This window comes from Bacteroides gallinarum DSM 18171 = JCM 13658 (assembly GCF_000374365.1).
In the GTDB taxonomy this organism is placed as follows: domain Bacteria; phylum Bacteroidota; class Bacteroidia; order Bacteroidales; family Bacteroidaceae; genus Bacteroides; species Bacteroides gallinarum.
This window is the reverse complement of sequence record NZ_KB894117.1, coordinates 23933-47376: the sequence shown is the minus strand read 5'-3', so window position 1 is coordinate 47376 and position 23444 is coordinate 23933. Positions and strand designations below refer to the sequence as shown.

The window sequence follows — 23444 nt, the reverse complement described above, 5'->3', positions numbered from 1 at the left end:
AAGGACATGTACAGACGTTTTCTCAATAACAACGACTACCTGGGGATCATCACCCCGGAAGCCCTCACTCAGCTCACAAGGGGCAATGACGGGCGTTTTATCCAGGCGGAAGAATCCGCGGAAATGAGTATCGTGGAATACCTGTCGGAAAACTACGAGATAGAAAAGGAGTTCGCCAAAGGAAAGTTCATAGCCGAATACGACAGGCGGGTTACCTATCCGGTGGGTGTGCACATTTACTTCGAGGGACAGATCCATGAGGTGATACGCTCCATAAGCGGTTACCGGAAGCCCGCCGTAATGAGCCACTGGGAGGAATATTCCGGAATAGACCTGGATGCGGGGCAAGTGCCCGGCTATTCCCAGTTCAATACATATTATCCCGGAGACAAGGTAAGCCATAACGGGGCAGTCTATACCTGCCTCGCGGAGAACGGCTACAAGTTCGATGACATCCGTATCCCGATGGTGGAAGGATGGACGGAAGCGGGAACCTCCCCCTGGCAACCCGTTGAATATCCCTTGTGGAGCGTGGTGGAATATGACGGCGGTTACTTCACGCTGATGTCGCTTGATGATTTCGACAGCAACTCCGACCCGATGGCATCGGAGTGCTGGGGAGCAATAGCCGATTACGACCCGGAATACAACACGTATGAACTTTCCGAACACGAGTACGTCGTCTATGCCGGAAAGGTATTCCACCCGGAAACGGATGTGAATGCGGACATACCGGTTGTCGGCAGTAACCTTTCTCCGCAAGACCCGCGCAACTATAACCTCAAAAAGCACATGGTACGCCTTGCCCTGTATGAATTGACCAAACTCGTGGCTCCCAACAATGTGTCCGTCGTCCGCGTGCGTGACTACGAGGACTCGATGAAATGGCTCAACGATGCTGCCAAGCTGCGGCTTAATCCGCAAATACCGAGAAAACTTGATGAAACGAAAAAGCCGGTCACCGACTGGCAGCTGGCTACCTTTCAGACGGACTACGACCCGTACCGTAACCCGTGGATGGTATGATTATTTATATACAATAGAGAAAGCCTATCGAGGCTGGTACGTTGGAAATGGCAGACTCCGATAACCTGACCAACCGTAAATGGCAAAAGACTGAATAACAATATAAAAGCTCCCAATCAATGGGAGCTTTTATTATTCGAATATATTCCTGCCAGGATGCTGGAGGGAGTTACTGGCTGCACGGTCTTACCGATGTCGGTGTCTTCCTATTCCTACTCTGTCGGCTTTTCGGATTCCGCCACCCGGTTTACGAGACGGGTACTCCTTTTAGTTGATACTATATTCGTTTCTTGCTGTTTCGCCTTACACTTCGAAAGAGCCGTATTCGGGGAATTTTCAATTTGCCGGACTTTCGTCGAAGTTATACCAGTTGATAGAACCGCAAGATACACTTCCTCCCGACGCATTGCCTACTCCCACCTGTTGATTATAACTGCCTTTCAGATTTTGCAGGAAATCCGTTTTGCTCTGTCCCTCTTTTAGATAGATGTTAATGTTGCCACAGCTAAGGCTACCACTATCTGTCGCTCCGGTTCCTATCACAGCCGGATTTCCGCAATCACCTGAAACGGCAGTAAGCGTGAGAGTTGAATTCTTAATGGTGATATCACCAACGCTTCCGCTTCCCGGCCAGCCGCTGCTTGTCCCTATTACAGCCGCACTGCCAGAACCGGTAGCCTCAATGGTTGCATCTTCAATGAACAATGCTACTCCTGCACTTTTTGTGTTCAAATTGCCTATGGCGGGATTGTGACCGTCCGGAGATGTAATAGTCAATTTGCTGCCAGCAGTACCTTCGATGCGTATTTCACCTCCGCACTTCGCTATAATTCCTTTGCTTACGGTTACGTCTCCCTTGATGATGAAAGTGACATAAGCCGCACCAGCATAACCGGTTTCTGCCATGTTGATACTTTCTAAGGTCGTATTATCAAGGACGATTGTACTTCTGAGAACAGTGCCCCAATCACTGCCTGGAATGTTTATTTCCAATCCCTTGCCTGAGTTGTTCCCGGTAATGCGGTAGTTTCCATCTTCCGAGATGGTTGCATTTCCACTTGAAAGGTCTATATCTGTTGTTTGTAGGTTCACCGTGATAGTTATCTCGTGATAGCTTCCTGCAACGGGCGTGACGGGATTTGATAATTTTACCCAATCACCGTTATTTACCTTGAACTTTTCTATTTTTTTCCCCGGTACCACATTGGCTTCGTAGATGTTAGTATTGTCCACCCGGTACATCCTGATTTCGTCATTGTTTTCACTGCTATTCATCGTGCCGTTCGTATGGACGCAGGTGGTGTAGCTCTCAATACTTACCTTGCTGACATCGTTTGCCTTGTCGCCTTCGAGCTTCACGCGGATTTTGGAAAGCTGGTGGGAGAATTTGAGGGAGACGGGGTTATCATACGGCGCTTTATACACGATGGCTTGTAGCAGGTAGGCAAGTCCTCCCGTTTGGTCGGAGAGGTCGATTGTGCCGCTTTCGGTTTCGGGCGAGGCGTGCCATGCCGTTACGTCGTCGGTGGTTTGCGTCCAGTAGGTCGGAGTGAGCACGGCGATGCCGCCCTCTTGTATCTGGAATTTACCTGCTTCGCTTGCGCCATTGGGCTTGGCGTAGAAGATGTCGCCTCCGTCCCACTTGCTGCTGTTCTCACCTGTGTTCTCGCTGACACGGGTCTGCGGACCGTCCGCTCTCCACGGCTGCGAGCTGACTTCCGCATCGAGGGTAACGGATGAAATCTCCAACGGGTACACGCCTTCGGGCAGGGTGTCGCCTTGCTCCGTCAGTTCGTCCTGCGTACAAGCGGCGAGCAGCAGGAGTGCCGCCCCGAAAATCATTCCTGATAAAATATTCTTGTTCATATTGTTGTCCTTTATTATAGTTCTACTTTTCCGTTGCCGGTGTCGCCCTTATCCCAGTCGATGCTTTGCCCGACAGTCACGTTCAAGCCGTTCTCCTTGACGGTGACATTGAAAGTATAGACTTGTCCGGCTTTATAATTCACCGATCCATCAGTAAAACTGCTTTGCAGAAGTTTATACTTGGTGCCATCGACTTCAACTGTCAGCAAAGGCGAAACAGAACCGGACAGCGGGGTGACAAGAGCCGTATAAGAGGCAAAAGGCTTCTCCGGCAGTCTGTCGCCGAAGTCTGCTTCCTTATACTCTTTTTCGGGAAGAGGATAAGGGGTAATACCTTCTCCCAGTTTCCATTCAGGGAGAATTTTCAACTGACCGTTACTAATGTCCATAGTTCCACATCTCCATGAGTTACCATTCAACTGTACCTTTACACTCTTGGCGGCTTTCAGGTACTCCGTTCCCCGCAGGTTGATAATGAATTTCGCCATCAGGTGTTGGAACGCCAAAGGCTCGTTCCGGTCTTCAAAATTGACGGTTTGTCTTACTCCGATAATGTCATACTTGGCGAAACTTTCCTTCGTCCACTCTGTCGGAAATTCAATAGTTTCATCAAGAACATAGTTGGATGGTGCCCATGCCGTGACGGTCTTTTCATCTCCTGTGTTTGTCCACCAAAAGGACTCATCGGTCAGTTCGAGCGGTTCGGCAGGGGTAAGGTCTGCCGTTTTCTTGTCTGCTGATGGTTCTACTTTGTATTCTTTCTCCTGCTGGTCGTCCACTCTTACTCTTACACTCGTCACTCCGTCCCAGTCGCCCTCGAAGAAAGTGCCGCGTGTAGCGGGCTGCGCCGGAGTTGCCACAGCTTGCAGTCCGTCGGCTGTCAGTTCCAGCGGATATTGTCCGACGGGCAGCGGCGTGTTTTGTCCGTTGTCTGCAAATTCGTCCTGCGAGCACGAGGCCAAAGTCAGGGCGGCTATCAACGACCATAAAACTGGCTTGTGTCGTAATATACTACGTTTCATATTTCCGGTTTTTAATTGTTTGTTCTTGCGCCACCGACGGCTGCGAAACCGCCCGATGCACCTTATATGATAGGTATCTCTCCGTGCTTACGCTGCTGCACGGGATGGCTGAAATTTATTCCTGTGCACGTACCATCACGTCCTTGTATTCGCCGGCGACAGACTGTCCCGTCACGGGGTCGAAACTGTTCGAGTAGTACACGGAGAGCGTCCCGTCGGCTTCAATGGCCACGTCTGCCGTGGAAGACTGCCCGTTCTCTGCCGTCCAGCGCACCGTCCCGGTGGTGCAGTTCACCACCCAGTTCGTGTCGCTCGTAAATTCATGTTCGCCGGTGCGTGAATAGGCGGTGAAGGTAGCGTCCGCGCGGTACAGGTGCCAGCCCTCGTCAGGCAGTCCGGAGGAGTTTTCCACCCACTCGCCGCCTTTCTTCTCGTAGCTCTTGGAGAGAATCCATTTGCCCACTAACTTTTCTGCCAATGTCTTTTGGCTTTCGTCCATGCGGGCAAACGTCCATCGGAACTCTCCCTCCATTATTTCACCTGTCTCCGAGTCGCGGGCTTCGTCGTGCCCCATGACAAGCGATGTCGCGTCCAGACTGAGCACATCGACGGTCATCGTGCCGAGTGTCAGTTTGCCTGTCGCTTCGTCCACTTTCCATTCGCCCGAGTTGAGCTTGGTGTAGCCGTCGGGAGCGGTAAACGCACTCAACGCCGTGCCGTCCGTGCGGAGGGTGTAGGTGTGTCCTTCGCCGTCGGGGATAGGGTCTTCCACCCACTTGCCGTCCTGTTTCCTGTGGCTCTCATCCATGTTCCACTTACCGGTGATGTTCTCGGCAATGGGTCTCAGGATACCGACTTCGCTGTCCTTGCCATTGCTGTCTTTGCAACCTGTGAAGACAGTCATCGCTGCAAGGCAGCAGGCTACCCAAAGGATATTATTCAGGTTAAAACAATTCTTTTTCATCTTTATTCGCTTTCGTCCAGTTACATCGTGGCGATAGTGTCTTCACCCTGTACCGGTGTCCAATCCTTTATCTGTGCCTGACCCACACTCATGCCGGTCTTGCTGACAGTGACGGGCCAAGTGTAGTTGTTGCCGGCCTCCAATGCCGATTTGCTTTCCGGAATGATGAGCGTTGCCTTGTAGATCTGCCCCTCGACTGTCACTTCTATTCCGATTTTTCCACCCATCTCCTGCGGGAAGAGGATAACGGGCGAGGCGGTGTATGTTCTCTTGTCATTTACTGTGACATCGGACAGCGTGATGCCGAGATTTTCCACTGACGCCGTTTCTGTTGGCTGCGCTATGCCGGTCTGCGGATTGAATGCGCCAGAGAGTTTCAATCCCTTCAGCGTGTAGGAGGTCAGGGAACCGGGAAAGCTCATGTCCGAACCCTCGATGAAAGTCAATGTAATCTGGCTCATGCAGTGGCGGAAGGCATTGTCGCCGGTGAAATTCACGGTCGGATTAGCCTTGCTCGCTATTGCCCCCTCAGCAAAGAGAAAGTCTATCTTGGGCTGTTTCTCCGCAATCTGGTAGTCGGCGGAGGTGGTCGCTTCGATGGAGGTCGGAATGAAGCCTGCCGTGCCGTCGAACGGGTAGTAAGCGTTAAATTTTACTTGCTCTTGGGCATCCTGATAATAAATCGCGTCATCCGCAGGGGAGAATACAGTGCCATTATATCGGTACGGGAAATTCTCATACCGCGTCAGACCATCGCTCACCGTGGAAATGCCGATGCAGTCGCCTGTCGCCCACTGTGTACCGCTGGCGCGGGTCATCGTTCCCTCGATAGAGGCGTTCACTTGTGCCGCCACGGGGCCGTCGTCCGGTGTGGCAGGCTCATTGTCATTGGTACAGGCGGCCAGTGCGAGGACTACCGCAAAAATCATTGATAAAGGATACTTGTTCATATTGTTTTTATTATTTATTGTTACAAGTTATTGCAATGTGGCCTCACCGTCGAAGTTATCCGCTTCAGTCCAATCCACTATCGAAGCATTTGTTATCTCCAATGCCGTGTTGCTGACCTTGACCGTATAGCGGTAGTGGTAGCCCGCGAGAAGTTTTTTTACAGTATACTCCGGCAACTTGAGTTCGGCATGGTAGTCTTGATTGTTGTAATGCACCGTGAGGCTCAGCTTGCCACTGTCTATATCCTGCGGGAGCAGGATAAGCGGCTCGCATTCGAGCGTCTCGGCATTTTCTCCGGTTACTGACATCGATATCGCTTCAGTGGTAGCTTCGGCATCCGGCACGGCATTCCCTGTCTTGATATCGAAAGTGCCTGTCGTGATAAAATTCCCTAACGTATAGCCGGTCAATGCCTGAAGATCGGAGATGCCGTCGCCTGCCTTCAGCGTCAAGGTGAATTTGCTCATCACGTGCTTGAAAGTATGATCCATTCCGGTAAAGTTCACGGTCGGACTGCTTACGTCGGCCGTGTTTGAGGCGAACAGGTAGTCGTTCTTTCTCCAGTCGGACGCCACCGTTTCTTCCCCTGCGGTCTGGTTTTTCGCTTTCGTGTCGATGGTGATTACACCATTCGTCGACAGTTCGGCATCGTAGGGGTAATAGGCGTTGAAGGTCACCGTTTCACGGTCTTGGAACCAATAGGGAGGATTCGCCGTGAACTGGTTGTCGCTGCTATACGTGTAGAGCACATTGAACTGCCCCGTTTCCACGTCCCCGTCTTTCATGGGAACGATACCCACCTTGTCGTCTTCCGTGAAAGCCTTGCCTTCCGAATTGACACGGGTCGCCACCGCGTCGATGCCTGCCGTGAAAGTCATCGCCACCGGCCCGTCGGCCAGCGGGTCGTTCATTGCGTCGTTGGTACAGGCGGCGAAAAACAGGAGTACGCCGACTGCTAAAAAAATCTTCTTCATACTATGTCTTTGTTTTTCTGATTATTTGTTTTTTATTTTTCTCTCTACATGGCTTCCACAGGGTCGCCCGTTACCGTATCCCATTTGTCGATGGTGGCAGACACGCCCGCTTCGGTCGGGGTTTCCGCGACCGTACCGCCGAGCATGATCGGCTCGGTCTTGCCGGCGTTGAAGTCCTTCAAACTCGCTGTCAGGTCGCTTTCGAGATTTACAGGCTGCGGGTTGCCGTCGGCGAAAGTGATTGTTCCCGTGAGCTTCTGCACATCTCCTGCGATACCTAATAGCCGCACCGTAGCCGTCCACTTACCCGCGTCGTCGCCTTCGGTTATCTTGGTGAAGGTCAGCTTTACGTTCGAGGGCGTGCCGTGTTCGCCCGTTGCCATATCGAGCGTTCCCGCCACTCCCGAAAGAGTGCCTTCAATGCTCACGATGCGGTCTTTCGCATCGCCGGAAGGCTCGATGGTGAGCGTGAGCTGGCGTACCTGCTGCTTCATTTCCGCCGTGAACTCGTGGTCGGTGTCTTTCTCTATGGTCACGTCCTGCACATGGGTGAACAGCCATTCGGGAGCGTTGGAAACGAAACCGTCCGACACGACGACAGTTGCCGTTGTTCCGTTTACCGTAATATTCCCGGCAGGGTTGTATGCCGTTATCCGGTATTCGCCCGGCTCGAACAAGTAATCGGGAGCATGGATCTCGGCGGTTTCCTCTCCGGTGTATTCACCGATGTTCACCGTCCATTTTTCCGGTACGGCTATGCCTTCGCCTCGTTCCGTCCACTCAGCCGTAATTGCCACCTTGCCGTGATCGGGATGCGGCGTGTTGAAAAGCTCGTCTTTCACGCAGGAGGACAATAATGTCATTACCCCCACTCCCACCATTATCGTATATCGTTTTGCTTTCATTTTTCCCTCCTTCCGTTAGAACAGTTTCCACACTAAGGTAACACCCGCATTCACGGGGCCCCACCAGTTCTTGCTCTCCGTGCCTCTGCGTACACGCACGCCGTCGATGACCTCGTATTTCTCATAGTCGGCACGCACGCAGCCGATGCCGAGGTTAAAATCAAGCGAGAGGGTATTGTTCAGCCGCAGTTGATAACCGCCGACAATGCCTCCACCCATCAGGTCGCCCTGCCTGCCGGTCGCAGAGAGCTTGTAGCTGAACTGCCCTGCCTTGTACATCGCACCGATATAGCCGCGTTTCTCTTTACCTATATAATAGCGCACTTCGGGCGATACTTCCCAAAGGGCATAGCGTCTGTCCTTATCATTCCACGTCCACGATGTCCACGAGCCGTTCACCAGAACGCCCCATGACGGATGGATGCGCCACTCGATACCCAAGTCGGGTGTCAATGTTGCCCAGCGAAGCAGGTTCGCACGCAGGGAAAGAGTATAGTCGTCCTTTTCAGTTTCTTCGGCAGCGAGCCTTTCGGCTTCCGTCCGCTCAAGTTCGGCTTTGCGTACGGCTTCTTCGGCTGTCCTGCGCTCCTGTTCGGCACGTTCTGCCGCGAGGCGTTCTACCTCGGCGGCAAGACGGGCTTTCTCCGCCTGTTCCGCTTTCACACGCTCTGCAGCTATACTGTCGGCTTTTGCCCGCGTACTGTCCGGGGCATCTTTCTCTGCCGGTATTGCGAGGCGTACCGTGACGAAATCGCCGTCCGTGGCATGATTGCACGTGATGAAGCATTTCTCCACAAGTCCGCTGCGGGTTATCAGTTCGGATTTCACACGGTTGGAACGGGTCTTCGCCACGGCGAGGTTTTCCGCTTCGGTGGATGCAGAAATACAGTAACCGTCCACATGCAGGGGGATTTTTCCCGCAAGGATGTCAGTCTTGTACCGCTCCACGCATTCCAGAAGGCGTTGCAGTTCTTTCCCGTTCTCCCCGAACGGGACGTAGAACATGTCCTCACGCGGTACAAAGCGGAACACGTAAGACGTGTCCGCCACTCCTTGCGCCGACAACGGCAAAAGGGACAGCACGAGCAGTAATGTCAGTATGATTCTTCTTGCATTCATATTATTATTTCTGTTTCGGGTTTAGCATGGGGATAAAAAATCCGGCGGCATCCGTGCATGGCATATCCATGAACCGCATACCGCCGGAAGGCGCAAATTTTTCTCCCCACCGGGTTACCGACAACGGCGGGGGAATCGTGTAATATCGAGGTAAGGAGAAGGGATAATCCGGAAAGAAAATCCCGGCTAAGTGTTTGAAAATTAAATCGTATTGCGTATATTGACGCGCGTAACCAAGAGAGAGAGAGAGAGTATAAAAATTCCCCACAAACGCAAGGATTCTACAGAATATCTGATGCAATCTTCAGATTTCCCGCCCTCCACGGTGTCGTTCGAAAATAAACTTACAGGTTTTCGTCCCTCTTTCTCGGAAAGAGGACTCCCAGTCCCTGTCTTTAACCCGGTCAAAGACAGAACGGGCGACCATATTCTGTCGAGGGTACTCATGTATAGTAGTTATAATGCAGGCAAATATATAGAAATATTTTCATTACATTAATAAGAGACATATCTTTTTTTTACATAAAATAGTTATTTTTCATGTCATTCCACTCCATTTCATAACATCATTGTTACCTATCATGCCATGAACCGCGTGTTCGGTTATTCAGCATTGTATTGACAGTCCCCGTTTGTGTCCGAAGCATTTTACTACTGAAAGTTACATGTTTTTAATACAAACCTTCGGCATTTCGTACTGCATACCAATCCAGAAGGTCTATCTTCCCCTGGTTGAGAGCAATATCGCTCTCATCTAATTTATTATCAATTATGATTATAGGATACTTACGGGTAAGCACAGGAAAACAAGTGCTTGCCAACTAGGAAGACGAGATCCGCCGCTTTGCCGAAAGCCGGAATCTCAAAGTAGACAATTGGGTGACCGAGATAGTCAGTGGGAAGCGGAAGGAGAGCGACCGTAAACTCGGCGGACTGCTGCGACGCATGAAACGTGGAGACACCATCATCGTCACCGAAATCTCCCGCCTGAGCCGAACGCTCACCGACCTTATGGCCATCATGGGCAAATGCCTGGGCAAGGGCATCAACCTGTACACCACAAAAGAGAGGTACTGTTTCGACGACTCCATCAACAGCAAGGTACTGTGCTTCGCTTTCGGCCTGGTGGCGGAACTGGAACGCAACCTTATCTCCATGTGCACCAAGGAAGCCTTAGCCCTTCGGCTGGCTGAAGGAACGGTTCTGGGACGCAAAAAAGGTAGCTGTACCAAGTTGAAAGTTCTTGTCACCAACCGGGAAACCGTTCTGTGAATGCTCGAAGAAGGTAAATCTATAAGCGATATCTGTCGGCATTTCGACCTGTCGCGCGATACCTTTACCAAGTTCCGCAACAAATATCCTACCGTGCGCAAAGCCCTCCGCGAAAGAGAAGCACGCCACATGCGAAACCGCAAGCCAGGTAACGGTTGACGTATCCTGGGAAAGGCTGTGTGCCCGCTAAACATGCCGCTGCTTTCCAGGCGTATAGTCCTTTCTCTATTTTTTTTCGAAATAATCGTTGGTTTATTACCTCAAAGATAAAAAAACTCATTTTATGTCCAAAATATAAAATAGAATTTGAGGTAATGGTATATTATACTAACCTCTTTTAAATATCATTACCTATCTTTATATGAAAAGCTGATAAAAAACAGTGCTTTTTCACACCATTAAGAGTTATGAGCATTCTTCTTAATAAATGTTATTTTGGGATTGTACTATTGTGTTTTTGATAAAATATTTATATTTTTATATAAAATAAAAAACAGCTATGAAAATAACACTATCTTCATTAATCTTATTAATAGGAATGAATTTATATGCTCAAAATGAGCAAAAGTATTCCTCATTAAATCCAATGTTGTTCTCCTATACTTTAGATGACATTCACGTTCAACCTCCTCAAAAGTATAACAATGGGAAAAATATTATTAAACCTAATATTCAACTTTATCCATGGGAAAATAAATTAGAAAATGGCATGCCTAATGTTGTTAAAGACACCAATGGAAATATAGCTATATATATTTCCAGTTTTATCGCTTATTCAGAAAATCCTCCATCCAAGGTTGGCGTGATGGCATATACTAATAATACTGATAATATGTTGCAATGGGTGCGTCCTGAAGCAGGGCTATTTTGGTACAATCCTAATGGAAAAACTGCTGATGAAAAAATATCACCAACACAGCAAACAGGCTTTCTCCCAACTAATATTGTTGCTGTTGATGTAGAGAGTTTTGGAATATATGATGACCTTGAAAAAGGGGTAGAGAAACCGATAAAATTTGTTTATCTTCCTCAAAGGGAGTCTAAAAATACTTATTTAGGAGGATATGAAATCACACGAGATGTAACAGAAAAAGGAATTTATAAAGGTTTTGGGGAATTTAAAGAAAAAAGAAAGAGTGATCAGTTTCTGTATAAATTCAAATTTATTAATGGTGATACTCATATGAACTATATAAAATTTGATGGAGAATACTATTTTTGTTCAAGATTGAACGGTAAAAGATCTTCATTGAAAACAGGAGAACAACTTCCTTTTCATCCAGATCCCAGAAATAGGTTTCGAAGAGAAACTATTACTAAGATCGGTCCCCAATTAGTCTCAAAAGATGTAGATTTAAGTATAGGGTTAGATATGTCAACGCCACAGTGGGAACCGTATAGCCTGCAACCTTTCCAAATGCCTGGATTTGAAAAAGATATCTTTTGGGGATTAGTAACAATGTATGGAACAGCAGTTGATCCTACCGTACAGCATCTACAAAGAACCGAATTAGCAATTTCTACAAATGGAATGGATTGGATGTACATTGCTCCCGGAGTACCTTTCCTTGACAATGGGAAAGAAGTACAAAGCGATGACCATGGATGTATAAACATAGGTAAACCTATCTGTAATACAAAGTTCTCAAGACCCAATGAATGGCATTATTTTTATGCTGCATCTCAGGAAAGACATGTAACAGGAAGAAATCCTGGTATATCTGTTGCTATAGGTAAAGCAGGTAAATTAGCAGGATTAAAAGGTAATGGCAATATTGGCATCTATTATTCTGCAAATCCTAAGGATAATCCAGATGTTTCAGAAAAAGCATTACCATTATATTCTATTTATAATGCTTTACGGCTGAATTCCAGCCCATATCCTTTAATATTAGCAGATGTTACAGAGGATCCACGAGATAAGAAAATAACTGATTTAAAAAGCTACGCATACGTCCTTATGTTTTCATATGATCCAACAAGGCCTCATTGTGAAGGACATTTATTAGGGGGAACGATGGGGAGTTCTATTCCCGGTACAACAGAGGTTTCCGACAATTATGAGTCTGTTGGTACATTTTCAAACACTAACATCCATGACAAAAATCTCCTTTTAAATTTTCTAAAAGAGAACTCTATAGAACAACATAAAATCATTTCGGCATATGATTTATCTTCAATCCCAATTATCTTGGAATCAGGAGTAAAAGCAGGAGTGCTTTATGGAATAAAGTTTGAAGATGATAAAAAAGGAAATTTTCCTTTCAATATCGAAGAAGGAACGTTTTATAATAATAAAAATTGGTGGGGATATACACCAATAGACCCACAGCATAGTCATGAGACTTTTGATTTTTCTCAAACACTAACTGAACCTAATAAATTCTATCCACTTAAGGCGACAACAGGAAGTATTGCAGTAAAACTTGTACCATCTGTTCCATCAGGTCGAGATCAAGTCATATTTAGGATATATGGTGATGACAATAATGATATAACATTATATTATACTGCTCAAGGAGATTTCTTATATCGAGTTATGACGCATGGAGAAGAATATGCTTCAATGAAAATTCAAGCCCCCAAAGATGGCTTTCAAAATAAAGAAGTTATCGTAACCGTAGAAGCTGTTAAGAAAAATTTCCGCAAATATGGTTCTGAATTTGAGGAAGATGCAACCGTTTTACATGTCTCATGTCCCAATTTAAAATTTGAAAAGGCAGACCAACAAAAAATATTATGGAACTGGAGACATCCTGAAGGACAAATTACGGAAACAGATAAAGCAAATGCAAGAGGGTTTGCTTATTTGAACTTTACGTCTTTTATTGGTAACTGCCAGAAAATAACTTTCTCAGCCAATGCTGAAAGTGAGGCAAATACAGAGCCTTTTACGGGGAAACTCATAAAAGCTGAATTGGCAACTAAATTACCATCAGGGAAAGATGATTTTTACAATCCTAATAATTAATTCAAATACATAAACTATTATGAAAGTACAAATTTTATTTTCTTTTTTCATCTCATTATTTTGTTTTTTTTCATCCAAAGGATATTCACAAATAGGACAGTGGTATGAACAACTGGACGGTAGTAGAACCGTTGGTCATTATGACAATTATCAATTCCTTTTTCCAAAAGAGGGGTATGAAGAACGACGTGGACTAGAATTGAAACTTAATGCAACAGGCCAAGAGAACATTTTTTTTCAATTACATTCTTTGGGAAAATTGACGTTTGGTTCTGTAGATCCTAGTTATGCTACATTCTTAAACTTAAAACAGGGGACATATGTATATGCCTGTCTAAATACCGTACAACAGAACTTTAATATAATTGCAGATAGAGATATTCTTTTTAAGGCAAGAAATTCTCCTACTCCTCAATTACAAATAGATGAGAAATTTGCTTATTTAAATACAGACTTAACGATAAAACCAAGGACCAATCCTTTGGAAGGAGATTTCCAAATAAAAAGTGATATTGACAATAATATGCTAATGTTAGCAACTTACAGTAAATGGATGAGAATTGCAGGCAAAAGTGGTATTGCGTTATGGGGAAATGATCAATATCAAAATGTAAATCCAACATTATTAATAGGTGATAATTATGTTAGAATCGGAGGACAAGCAACTATCAAGCCTGAGTTAATAAACAAATTCTCCCTGTTTGTAAGAAAAGGAGTTCTAACAGAGGACTTTTCAATAGCTCCAAGTAATGAATGGGCCGATTTTGTCTTTCTAAAAGATTATAAGTTGCCACATATTTATGAAGTAGAAAAAGAAATTCAAAAAAACAAACATTTACCAAATGTACCTTCTCAAAAGGATATATCAGAATCTGGATATTCTCAACATAAAATGAATATAACATTATTGCAGAAAATTGAAGAATTAACACTTTATATTATCAGCCAACAAAAAGAAATAGAGAAGCTGGAAAAACTATTAAATGAGAAATAATATGAAAAAAATACTATTTATATTTTTAGGGTTATTACCATATTGCTTATATGCCCAAATTGGAACTTGGACAGACCAATTGAGCGGTGGGAAAACAGTAGGGAAAGTTGAAAATATGCAGTATATTTTTACAAGAGAACCTCAAAAGCACAAGGGAATGATATCAACATTAGGAGATGACCCTAAAATTGCGGCATCAAGCCCAAATTTCTTTATATCTTCACGTGGCAAGTTTACTTTTGGAGGAGAAATCACTTCCCCTTGTATTTTCAATTTCAAACAAGGCTCTGAGGTTTATGCAGCTCTTGCTTTATATGGTGAACGCTTTTATTTCTACGCAGATAGAACTATAAATTTTAAAGCACGGGGATTAGCAAGTAATGCTCTTTCTATAGATAATAATAATACGTATCTTACCAATAGTCTAAGAATAAGCCCTATAAATGGGGCTGAAATTGGAAAATTGGATTTCACTGTGGGACCAGATAATAATTTTTTAATTTATAATTCCTATGATTCATGGTTTAGGGTAGCCTCCAAAGGAGGTATTGCTTTTTGGGGAAATTTGAATTATAAAGATACTAATCCCACGCTTTTAATAAAAGATTCATATGTAAAAATTGGGGGAAATGTTCCTATTGGACCTGAAAGTATACAAGATTACTCACTTTTTGTAAAAAAAGGAATATTAGCAGAAGATGTTGGTATAGGACCAAATAACTATTGGGCTGATTTTGTTTTTTACGATAATTATAAACTACTTCCTTTGACAGAAGTAGAAAAGTATATAAAAAAGTATAAGCATCTTCCTTGCGTTCCTAGTAAAAAAGAAGTAGCAGAAAAAGGATATTCCCAGCATGAGATGAATGTAATACTTTTGCAAAAGATAGAAGAAATTACATTGCACGTAATCGACCACCAAAAAAGGATAGATGATATAAAAGATAATTGCAAGTAGGCGTTGGGAAAAGTCCGGATATACTCAGTTATGAATATAAGGTTATAGTTGCCATAAGCCTGCGGATAGCAGAATGATGGACAACTATAAACCTTTGTGGAGATATGCGATTGATACTTACTACTTCAATAAGATGATATTTGTTCTTCTTGGGGGCATACTCTGACCTTTGCAATCAGTTTCCGTATTTTCCCGTCTCCTATAACCGGAGCATGGGCATCTTCCGGAAATGCGATTAAGAACTGGTCGGGGATTAAATCGATAAATGATGTAGGACGGTCTGTGAATAAGGCACAGTCTGTGTCTTTTTGATAAGACTGTTTTTCTTCTGTGAGCTCTTCTTCCGCTTTCCATCCGATTCGTTCTTTTCCTTCCAGCAAGATATGTATATCGATATATTCACGGTGTATTTCCAAGACCTGTTCTTTTTCATCGATACAGGTGGGGTTTACATTGTTGATGAAAAGATTGTCCCCATCCAACTCAATGCGTCCGCAATCCGTATGGAGCAAATCGTATCTTTTCACGTAATCAAATAATTTGCTGAATAGAGGGTGAAGCGCTTCTATTCGGGTACTGTTTTGTAAATTAGATACTATCATACAAGCTTATATTGTTTTTTTATTCTACATTATCTGTTTTGGGACGTAAAAAGATGATTTGGACACAAAGGGCCATGGCAACAATTACGGCCAACAGTGCAAATCCTAAGCCGAGATTACCGCTGTCTCCCCATTGTCCTAAAAGGTTCGTAATAAACGCGCCTGCAAAAACACCAACCATATTCATCACGCCATATGCAGTAGCCCTTTGTTTAGATGAAACAAACTGGCATAAAATTGGCATGTTATTAGCATCGAAAATACCGTATCCGATACCAAACAGTAGCCCGGCGCCCACGACAGTGATGATGTTATGCCCAAAGCCCAATAATAGTAAAGATGGAATGGTTAATCCAAGACCAATAGCGCCTGTATATACCCGGCCACGCAAATTCCTTTGAACCCATTTGTCAGATAAGATACCGCCAATAATTACTCCGATGAATGAAGACACTGCAATCGTGATTGTCGAGATAGGACCAGCCTGTGACATCGGAAGCCCCAAGTTCTCTGCAAACAAAGTAGGCAACCAGTTCTTAGTGGCCCATCCCGGAAGGCTTGGGGCTGCAAAGTAAAGAAGGATAACCCAGAATGCTACGTTGGTCAACAAAGATTTCAGACTCCTGAGTACACTCTCTTTCTCTTTATGCTCAATTGCAGGTGTCTCAACGGAAGTTGTAGATTTCTTGTCCCGTAAAAAAAGCATAAGGATGATTGCATAGGCAATGCCTATGATACCAAACCAGTGAAAAGTGGTATGCCAGGAAAATGCAGCAGCCACAGTCGCTCCGAAACCACCGACAGCCTGGCCAGTATAAAGACCGGTCATGTGAATACCGATTGCCAAAGAACGTGATTTGCCGGTATGATAGTCTGCAATCAGGGAAAGGCCGGCCGGTATATAAAGTGCTTCACTTATTCCCATTATTGCCCGAAGCCAAAATATCTGGTCGAATGTAGAAGCAATTCCCATGAGGTAAGTGACCGAAGACCACACGAACAAACTGCCGACAATCAGCCATTTTCTGCTCAGACGGTCTGCTATGATGCCGGATATAGGACTCATCAGTCCATATATCCAGAGAAAAACTGCCATCAGATGACCGAAATTTGCCGCAGACTGTAATTCTACGATATCAATCTGCATGGCTTCTTTCATTGTACTTAACATTTGTCGGTCCATGTAATTAAGAAGTGCAACACCCCACAATAAGCCGACTACTATCCAAGGATAAATCTTTGAGTTTTTCATTTTATGATATTATTTATTTAAGTTATTGGTCTATACCGGTAGGAGACAGTAAAGGACCACCACCTGCGGTATATCCCCTACTAAATCCTTTTTCTGTTTTTGAGAACCAGAAAGAATAAATATCCGTATTTCTGGTATAAAACCTTATTGATATTTTTTTTCCTATTAAAGAACTTATGTCTGCATTTTTCCAACGAAGCTGCAACTTAGTCGAGTTTTTCTTTTTAACAACCTCGAAATCGTGTTTTGAGAAACCTTTTATGACATTTAAATTTGCATCCAACAGTTCAGCGTATAAAGAACCTTTAATTTCAGCATTTACAAATAAATAAGAACCGGTGACTTCAAATGCAACTGTTTTGAGAAAACATTCTTTTTTATCTGAATGATAAGAAGCAAATCCATCACGACGCAAAGTAGCTAATCCTGTGGCAAAGTTAGACGGATGAACAGGCCGACTGTTATATCTGCCGCTCATATAAAAATAAAGAGAATCACCAACTATAATCGGACAACCTGCTACGGACTGGATATTCCCTGCGTTCCAAGCCTCAGGACTTTCATCAACAGGCAAAAAAGGCTTTTTATTCTCACGATTCCAGTTAAAACTGTCCTTCGTCCATCCTACAAGAATCTCATTCCTTTTCTGAACCTTAAGCTCAACGCACTCTTTGTTTTCCGGACCTTGCCATACTGAAAAATAGCCAAGCAGCAAATTTTCATAAGGCATGGCCTCATGATTATAAATCTGCGGACGCAAATCCGGGAACAAAGGATGTCTGGGGTCATCATCGTCCGCATTGAACCAGAAACATATAAATTTATCTTCTCCATTAATAAAAGTACGATGGGCTAAACTTACCGCCAGTTCAGGATCTTTATCAGCCAGGAAACACCTTGCACGACGATAAACTCCATTTATTGTCTTTAAAGATAATACATATTTATCTATGAAAGGATCATAGTAAACGGCACACCTGTCATATAACTCACCTGACACAGCCTTTGTACTACTCCAATGAATACCGTCGGCAGAATACTTCAGTTTCATGCTTACTGAGCCTGGATTATTGAAGGCAACCAGAAACATCTTATACTTTCTTTCCGCCTTTTGTTCAAATTTATCAAGCAAAACAGAAACACAGTCATGTTCTACTGTATCAACTATATTTGTACCTGGTACTACATCCAAGTAAGGCTTGAACCAGACCTTCCCATCATTTGATTCAGCATAACAAGTCACAAGCCCGTTTGTCTTACCTCCACCGGCAGAATACCACATTTTAAATTTTCCGGATAATTCATCGTACCATACCCCACCACTAAAAGGAGCTGCATAAGGATCTCCGTTTTTATTAAACTCCCATGCCTTGTCAGCTTTTAAAACCGGATTCAATGCATAATATGCAGGAACATGATATTTAAACTGCATATCAGTTTCTGAAACAAGAGATTTATCCAACAAAAGATTTCTACCCTCTCTTGAATAAAGTGGATTAAAAAATAATAGACTTGATATTATAAAAAGGACCAATGATTTCATAGATATTAGGTTTATATATCTTGGTAAGGTAAATTACCCCACCAAGATATTATAGAATTTATTTCTGTAAACCTGTACGCTGCCAGTTCTGACCTTTCATAGGCCATGCTGAATTAGCAACAGAAGAAGCACCTGTAGAAAGGTTCAATACGGCAGAAACACCAGCTTCAGTTTCCACGCTCAGCAGAACATTTCCGTCTGCATTCATAACCGGGGATGAATTTGATTTTTCTCCTACTTTCAGTGAAGCATAAGCCGTTCCATCAGGTTTAACAATATAGTAAACCGCATCATCAGTAACAAAATGGATATATCCACGGCTATCTACCATAGGTACACAGTTTGTTACACTTTCAGCAGTTGCAAAATGCCATTTGAGATTACCGTCTTTGTCCAATGCTACAATACCACCAGTTTCCTGGTCAGCAATCACACTACCGCCTGTTGCATATATTGTACCGTCTTCACCAATAACGGCACCGCCATAATTGACTGGAGAAGGAAGTTCTACTTTCCATTTTTCACTTCCGTCAGGATTAGTTGCACAAACAGCACCACCCGCTGATGTTTTACCTACAGTATAGATGGTACCATCTGAATCTATTGTAATAGTACTGTTGACACCAGTATATGGATTATAGTTGAATTTCTGTGAACCACTATTTATGTCATAGCCATATAAGCCGGCAGAAGAAGAGCAGAAGTAAACTTCTCCATTTTTCGATACAGACAAACCTGAAGTAATACCTACGGGAACACTTATCTGTTTAACCAACGAACCATCAGATGGATTCAGGACAGTAACAGCATAAGGAGAGTTTGTTGTATGACCTATATAGATATAACCGTTTGCATCAACAGCAGGTGTTACATAGTTTAAGTTAGCATCAATACCAAATCCATACGTCCAATGTAATGAGCCGTTTGAAGATACAGCAAACAAGAATGACTTACGGGCTGTTCCAGAATTTTTCAAGTCACGTGCAACAACATAAATATCACCATTGGTTCCTACAGCCGGACTTGCATAAATCAACCTTACTCCACCACCTGAATTGTTTGCAGCCAATGCATCATTTACATTAAATGACCATTTAACAGCACCGGAAGCTACATCGTACGCCTTTAGCTGCACGTCATAAGCATTATCGGCAGACTGGTCAGCAATAGCGTACACTGTTTTACCGTCAGCGGAAAGAGCCGGAGAAACCGTACTTTCAATTGCGCCCAACAATGGAGATTGCCAGGTAATATTAATTAATTTATCTGGATCCAAAATTGTAATATCCTTAGAAGCCTTAGCTTTCAAACCGTTATTGTCAGTAACTGTCAAGGTAATAGTGAATGTTCCACTGGCATTGTACGTATGGGAAGGATTCTGTTCGGAAGACTTACTATCATCAGAATCACCGAACTTCCATTCCCAGGCCACAATAGTATTGCCTTCAGAAGGAACAGACTTATCTGTAAACTGAATGGCATCACCAATCATATACGTATTTTCAACATATTCAAAAGCTGCTCTTGCAGCGGTGTTATATACGGTATCGTCATCTTTACATGAAGAGAGCAACAATAGACCGATTGTTAAGAAGTAAAATATTTTTTTCATATCTCATTTATTTTTTATCTTGACCGTTAACGTTGAAACCAGGTCCACCTCCACCTGTATATCCCTTACTCGTTCCGGCTTCATCTGTAGAAATCCAGAAGGAATATAAGTCACCGCCATCAAGATAGAATTTAACAATAATATTTTTTCCTTGGATAGAATCCAGTGATTGGCTCGAAGACCATGTCACGAGTTTTTTAGTACTATCACCTGTTATCGGATTACAATCATCTTTTGAGAAACCACTAATTACCTCACCATTCTTATTCAATAACTCAACTTTTAACGAGCCGGTAATCTTTGCATTGACAAAGAAATACTTGCCATCAAATTGAAGTTTATTGGTCGTCAATTCTCCGTTACCTGTCATTGAAGCAAATCCATCACGTCTTAATGTAGCCAGACCGGTTGTCGTAATTTCATTACCATTTTCAAGGCGTCTGCCACTGACATAAAAATACAACTTGTCATTTACAATCAACGGAGAACCTGCTACAGACTGTACATTACCTGCATTCCAGGCAGCAACATTCTCACTCACAGGAATGAAAGGATTCATATCTTCTCGATACCAGCTATATCCGTCACGACTGTAGCCAACCATAACCTGATTACGTTTTATTACATTATCGCTGGCGCATACATCATTTTCAGGTCCAGCCCATACTGAGAAGAAACCGAGCATAAGACTTTCATAAGGAGTAGCATCCAAATTATAAATAGCAGGAACTACATCCGGATAAGATGGGTGATGCAGTTCATTTGGCCAGGGCCCAAACCAGAATGCATCCAATTTTGCTTCTGCATTCTTAGTTCCTGCAACAGGATCGTCATTTTCATTATAGTCACGGGCACGAACAAGCTTCGAAGCATTGATTCTCACATTATGTCTCATGCTGAAAACCCAGTTGTTGCGGAAAGGATTCTTGTACACCGTTGAGCGGTCTGCAATATCTTTTGAATTGGCCGTTTCACGCCATGTCTTTCCATCAGCAGAAGTTTTATAGGTATATCTCCATTTGGAATCAACCCTTTCAACAAGAAACATCTTATAACGTTTTGAGCTGTTTTCTTCCTGCTTGTCAATCCAAACAACAGAAGCATCACGATCTGAATTATAATCTACGATATTAGTCTTTTTCACAATGGATAACTCCGGTTTCGTCCAGTTAATACCATCGGTAGATTCTGCATAACACATGACCCCGGCACCATTAACTGAATAGGAACCTCCACCACCCATATACCACATCTTGAACTTCTGTTCACTTTCATCATACCATACACCATCACTGAAAGGTGCGGCAAATGAAGCTCCTTTTGTTCCTGTCATTTCCCAAGTCTTATCAGCCTTTAAGACAGGATTGCCAGCATACAATTCCGGATAATGGTAAACTCTTTTCAACGTCGTTGATTTAATAAGAAAATCATCCACGAAGAACTGTCTTCCAACTGAAATGTTTATCACTTCAGGCTTGGTCTCCAAATAGAAAGGTGACATACCTTTTTCTATATCTGATGTATAGGAACGAATCGGAGGCCATGCTTCAGGAAGTTTAATACCATTATACAGCAAATTCGGATCAGAAGGAACTTCCGGTTCTTCAGGTTCACCAGGAGTCAGGCTTTCCGGTGTTCCCGGTTCCGTATTGCTGGGAGTATCGTCACTACAGCTGTAAGCAACAACTGTAGCGATAATGAAGCATGAATATTTAAGCAGTTTCATTTAACCTATTTTATTGGTTTATCAATGCCATCAGCAGAGAGTCCAGGACCTCCACCACCTGTATAACCACGGCTCTCACCGCTTTTCCAAGGAGAAATCCAGAATGCATATAAGTCAGCATTCTTTACATAGAATTTCAAACGGATATTTTTTCCTGCGAGGGAAGAAAGATCCTTATTTTTTTTCCATACAATTTGCTGTTTTGTACTGTCCACTTTCTTAAGCGCAATACATTCCTTCTGGGTAAATCCTTCTATAGGATTTCCATTCTCGTCCAAAACTTCAACGGCCAAAGAAGCTTTCTTATTCTTCACATCAGCATTAACGAACAAGTATTTACCATCAAAAGAAAGTTTCTCTGTTGTCAGGAATCCTTCCTCCTTACCCGCACGCATAGAGACAAAACCGTCACGACGCAATATGGCAAGGCCTGTAGAAGTATAGCTATCCCACATTATCTTATTCAAGCGACGTCCACTGGAATAAAAATAAAGGGAATCACCAACAATTAAAGGTACACCATTAATAGACTGCATATTACCCCAGTTCCATGCTCCTTCTGTTTCATTTACGCCCATGAAAGGTTTGAATGACTGACGAGAGAAATGGAATCCATCACGGCTATAACCCAGGAATACTTCATTTTTCTTTTGAATTCCGTGCTCGGCACAAACATTATTTTCAGGGCCTTGCCATACACTATACATACCCAGCATAATGCTTTCATAGGCAATTGCATCGAAATTGTAAATACCCGGATCTACTTCTGGGAACCTCGGATGGCGAGGCTCCTTATCACTTGGGGTAAACCAGAATACAATATTTTTATCAGCTGTGGTTCTGTTCGTTCTGTGAGCAAAACTTACGGCAAGTTCCGGGTCTGCATTTTCAAGATAAGATCTGGAGCGTGATGAAACAGGAGTACCATAACGCATACTCAATGCCCATACGCCTCTAAATGGATTATAGAAAGCAGATGAACGGTCATAAAGGTCACCAGACTGTGCTACGCCATCAGACCAGTGTATACCATCGGCTGAGTATTTAAGGACAAACTGCCAGCGTCTGTCAGTAGGACGACGTTCAACGTTGAACATCTTGTATCTCTTTGACGGATTTTTCTCAAATTTATCCAGCCATATAGTAGCTGCATCTCGATTGCATGTGTCTACTATATTGGTTTGTTCATAAATATCAAGAACAGGCTTTGTCCAATGTTTACCATCCTCAGATTCAGCATATCCTGTATAAAATGTCTGTTTATCCTGTTTATGGATAGAACCGGCTCCCGCCAGATACCACATTTTATATTTTTTATCTTTCTCATCATACCAGATACCATCGCTGAATGGAGAAGCATAAGGAGCACCTTCGATAGTTTTTTCCCATTCCTTATCAGGCTGAAGAACCGGATTGCCCTCATAAAAATTAGGCTGATGTGCAACCTGCTCCAGATTTGTTTCTGAAATCAGGAAATTGTCAACAAATAACTGTCTGCCCACATTAACCGGTATAACATCCGGTTTTTTTTGCAAATATGGCACCGGCATATCCTGAGCCTTAGCGGGCACCTCATAACGGGGTGGCCATTGGGCAGGAAGTTCTATCCCATTAGCTGATATTTTTGTTTGAGCCTGAGTAGCGGCATTGAAACAAAATGCCAGCATTAAAGATGATACAATATATT

General features: G+C 43.7%; 17 protein-coding genes and 1 pseudogene. 5 read left to right on the top strand and 13 right to left on the bottom strand.

Annotated elements, in window-relative coordinates:
• Positions 1-6: 6 nt before the first annotated feature.
• Positions 7-1026, top strand: coding sequence for a hypothetical protein (locus C233_RS0103015; protein ID WP_018666010.1), 1020 nt, complete (start codon positions 7-9; stop codon positions 1024-1026).
• A 336-nt stretch (positions 1027-1362) separates the two neighbouring features.
• On the opposite strand, the gene C233_RS22230 is transcribed toward C233_RS0103015, so the two are convergent.
• From C233_RS22230 to C233_RS0102980, 7 genes are all read right to left on the bottom strand, one after another.
• Positions 1363-2892, bottom strand: a complete 1530-nt coding sequence (locus tag C233_RS22230) for a fimbrillin family protein (RefSeq protein ID WP_018666009.1) — start codon at positions 2890-2892, stop codon at positions 1363-1365.
• A gap of 14 nt (positions 2893-2906) precedes the next feature.
• Positions 2907-3914, bottom strand: coding sequence for a fimbrillin family protein (locus tag C233_RS0103005; protein ID WP_051089628.1), 1008 nt, complete (start codon positions 3912-3914; stop codon positions 2907-2909).
• Positions 3915-4029: 115 nt separating this feature from the next.
• A complete protein-coding gene (locus C233_RS0103000) occupies positions 4030-4878 on the bottom strand; it encodes a hypothetical protein (protein ID WP_018666007.1) in 849 nt (282 codons plus the stop codon).
• Positions 4879-4898: 20 nt separating this feature from the next.
• Positions 4899-5828: a fimbrillin family protein gene (locus tag C233_RS0102995; RefSeq protein ID WP_026314708.1), complete on the bottom strand. Its 930-nt coding sequence runs from the start codon at positions 5826-5828 to the stop codon at positions 4899-4901.
• A 27-nt stretch (positions 5829-5855) separates the two neighbouring features.
• Entirely contained in the window at positions 5856-6803 is a 948-nt protein-coding gene (locus C233_RS0102990) for a fimbrillin family protein (RefSeq protein ID WP_018666005.1), read from the bottom strand.
• 44 nt (positions 6804-6847) lie between these two features.
• Positions 6848-7708, bottom strand: coding sequence for a FimB/Mfa2 family fimbrial subunit (locus C233_RS0102985; RefSeq protein ID WP_025068777.1), 861 nt, complete (start codon positions 7706-7708; stop codon positions 6848-6850).
• A 15-nt stretch (positions 7709-7723) separates the two neighbouring features.
• Entirely contained in the window at positions 7724-8827 is a 1104-nt protein-coding gene (locus C233_RS0102980; RefSeq protein WP_018666003.1) for a DUF3575 domain-containing protein, read from the bottom strand.
• Positions 8828-9598: 771 nt separating this feature from the next.
• Here C233_RS0102980 and C233_RS22225 point away from each other — a divergent pair.
• The 4 genes and pseudogenes from C233_RS22225 (at position 9599) to C233_RS23195 (ending at position 15022) form a co-directional block, all read left to right on the top strand.
• Positions 9599-10258, top strand: a pseudogene (locus C233_RS22225) (recombinase family protein).
• Between the two features lie 340 nt (positions 10259-10598).
• Complete coding sequence (locus C233_RS0102965; protein WP_128081913.1) at positions 10599-13070, top strand: hypothetical protein; 2472 nt, start codon at positions 10599-10601, stop codon at positions 13068-13070.
• Between the two features lie 19 nt (positions 13071-13089).
• Entirely contained in the window at positions 13090-14064 is a 975-nt protein-coding gene (locus C233_RS0102960; RefSeq protein WP_018665999.1) for a P-loop NTPase family protein, read from the top strand.
• A gap of 1 nt (position 14065) precedes the next feature.
• Complete coding sequence (locus tag C233_RS23195) at positions 14066-15022, top strand: hypothetical protein (protein ID WP_154656050.1); 957 nt, start codon at positions 14066-14068, stop codon at positions 15020-15022.
• Positions 15023-15147: 125 nt separating this feature from the next.
• Here C233_RS23195 and C233_RS0102950 read toward each other — a convergent pair whose 3' ends face one another.
• The 6 genes from C233_RS0102950 to C233_RS0102925 are packed head-to-tail and all read right to left on the bottom strand — an operon-like array spanning position 15148 to position 23424.
• Positions 15148-15624 (bottom strand): NanQ anomerase/TabA/YiaL family protein, encoded by a 477-nt coding sequence (locus tag C233_RS0102950; protein ID WP_025068773.1) that lies wholly within the window; start codon positions 15622-15624, stop codon positions 15148-15150.
• 19 nt (positions 15625-15643) lie between these two features.
• Positions 15644-16876 carry an MFS transporter gene (locus C233_RS0102945; RefSeq protein ID WP_018665996.1) on the bottom strand — a complete coding sequence of 411 codons (1233 nt, stop codon included), beginning with the start codon at positions 16874-16876 and terminating at the stop codon, positions 15644-15646.
• 22 nt (positions 16877-16898) lie between these two features.
• Complete coding sequence (locus C233_RS0102940) at positions 16899-18419, bottom strand: hypothetical protein (protein WP_026314707.1); 1521 nt, start codon at positions 18417-18419, stop codon at positions 16899-16901.
• A gap of 58 nt (positions 18420-18477) precedes the next feature.
• On the bottom strand, positions 18478-20031 hold the full coding sequence (locus C233_RS0102935) for a PKD domain-containing protein (RefSeq protein WP_018665994.1): 1554 nt from the start codon (positions 20029-20031) through the stop codon (positions 18478-18480).
• Between the two features lie 7 nt (positions 20032-20038).
• Entirely contained in the window at positions 20039-21757 is a 1719-nt protein-coding gene (locus C233_RS0102930; RefSeq protein ID WP_018665993.1) for a glycoside hydrolase family protein, read from the bottom strand.
• Between the two features lie 5 nt (positions 21758-21762).
• Complete coding sequence (locus C233_RS0102925) at positions 21763-23424, bottom strand: glycoside hydrolase family protein (RefSeq protein ID WP_018665992.1); 1662 nt, start codon at positions 23422-23424, stop codon at positions 21763-21765.
• Between the last annotated feature and the right edge of the window lie 20 nt (positions 23425-23444).

Excerpts from the sequence above, each read along its gene's own strand:
- C233_RS0102945 (WP_018665996.1), bottom strand. The coding sequence starts at position 16,876 with ATGAAAAACTCAAAGATTTATCCTTGGATAGTAGTCGGCTTATTGTGG.
- C233_RS0102990 (WP_018666005.1), bottom strand. The coding sequence starts at position 6,803 with ATGAAGAAGATTTTTTTAGCAGTCGGCGTACTCCTGTTTTTCGCCGCC.
- C233_RS0103000 (WP_018666007.1), bottom strand. The coding sequence starts at position 4,878 with ATGAAAAAGAATTGTTTTAACCTGAATAATATCCTTTGGGTAGCCTGC.
- C233_RS0102980 (WP_018666003.1), bottom strand. The coding sequence starts at position 8,827 with ATGAATGCAAGAAGAATCATACTGACATTACTGCTCGTGCTGTCCCTT.
- C233_RS23195 (WP_154656050.1), top strand. The coding sequence starts at position 14,066 with ATGAAAAAAATACTATTTATATTTTTAGGGTTATTACCATATTGCTTA.
- C233_RS0102960 (WP_018665999.1), top strand. The coding sequence starts at position 13,090 with ATGAAAGTACAAATTTTATTTTCTTTTTTCATCTCATTATTTTGTTTT.
- C233_RS0102925 (WP_018665992.1), bottom strand. The coding sequence starts at position 23,424 with ATGCTGGCATTTTGTTTCAATGCCGCTACTCAGGCTCAAACAAAAATA.
- C233_RS0102950 (WP_025068773.1), bottom strand. The coding sequence starts at position 15,624 with ATGATAGTATCTAATTTACAAAACAGTACCCGAATAGAAGCGCTTCAC.
- C233_RS0102935 (WP_018665994.1), bottom strand. The coding sequence starts at position 20,031 with ATGAAAAAAATATTTTACTTCTTAACAATCGGTCTATTGTTGCTCTCT.
- C233_RS0102940 (WP_026314707.1), bottom strand. The coding sequence starts at position 18,419 with ATGAAATCATTGGTCCTTTTTATAATATCAAGTCTATTATTTTTTAAT.
- C233_RS0102965 (WP_128081913.1), top strand. The coding sequence starts at position 10,599 with ATGAAAATAACACTATCTTCATTAATCTTATTAATAGGAATGAATTTA.
- C233_RS0103015 (WP_018666010.1), top strand. The coding sequence starts at position 7 with ATGTACAGACGTTTTCTCAATAACAACGACTACCTGGGGATCATCACC.
- C233_RS22230 (WP_018666009.1), bottom strand. The coding sequence starts at position 2,892 with ATGAACAAGAATATTTTATCAGGAATGATTTTCGGGGCGGCACTCCTG.
- C233_RS0102930 (WP_018665993.1), bottom strand. The coding sequence starts at position 21,757 with ATGAAACTGCTTAAATATTCATGCTTCATTATCGCTACAGTTGTTGCT.
- C233_RS0103005 (WP_051089628.1), bottom strand. The coding sequence starts at position 3,914 with ATGAAACGTAGTATATTACGACACAAGCCAGTTTTATGGTCGTTGATA.
- C233_RS0102995 (WP_026314708.1), bottom strand. The coding sequence starts at position 5,828 with ATGAACAAGTATCCTTTATCAATGATTTTTGCGGTAGTCCTCGCACTG.
- C233_RS0102985 (WP_025068777.1), bottom strand. The coding sequence starts at position 7,708 with ATGAAAGCAAAACGATATACGATAATGGTGGGAGTGGGGGTAATGACA.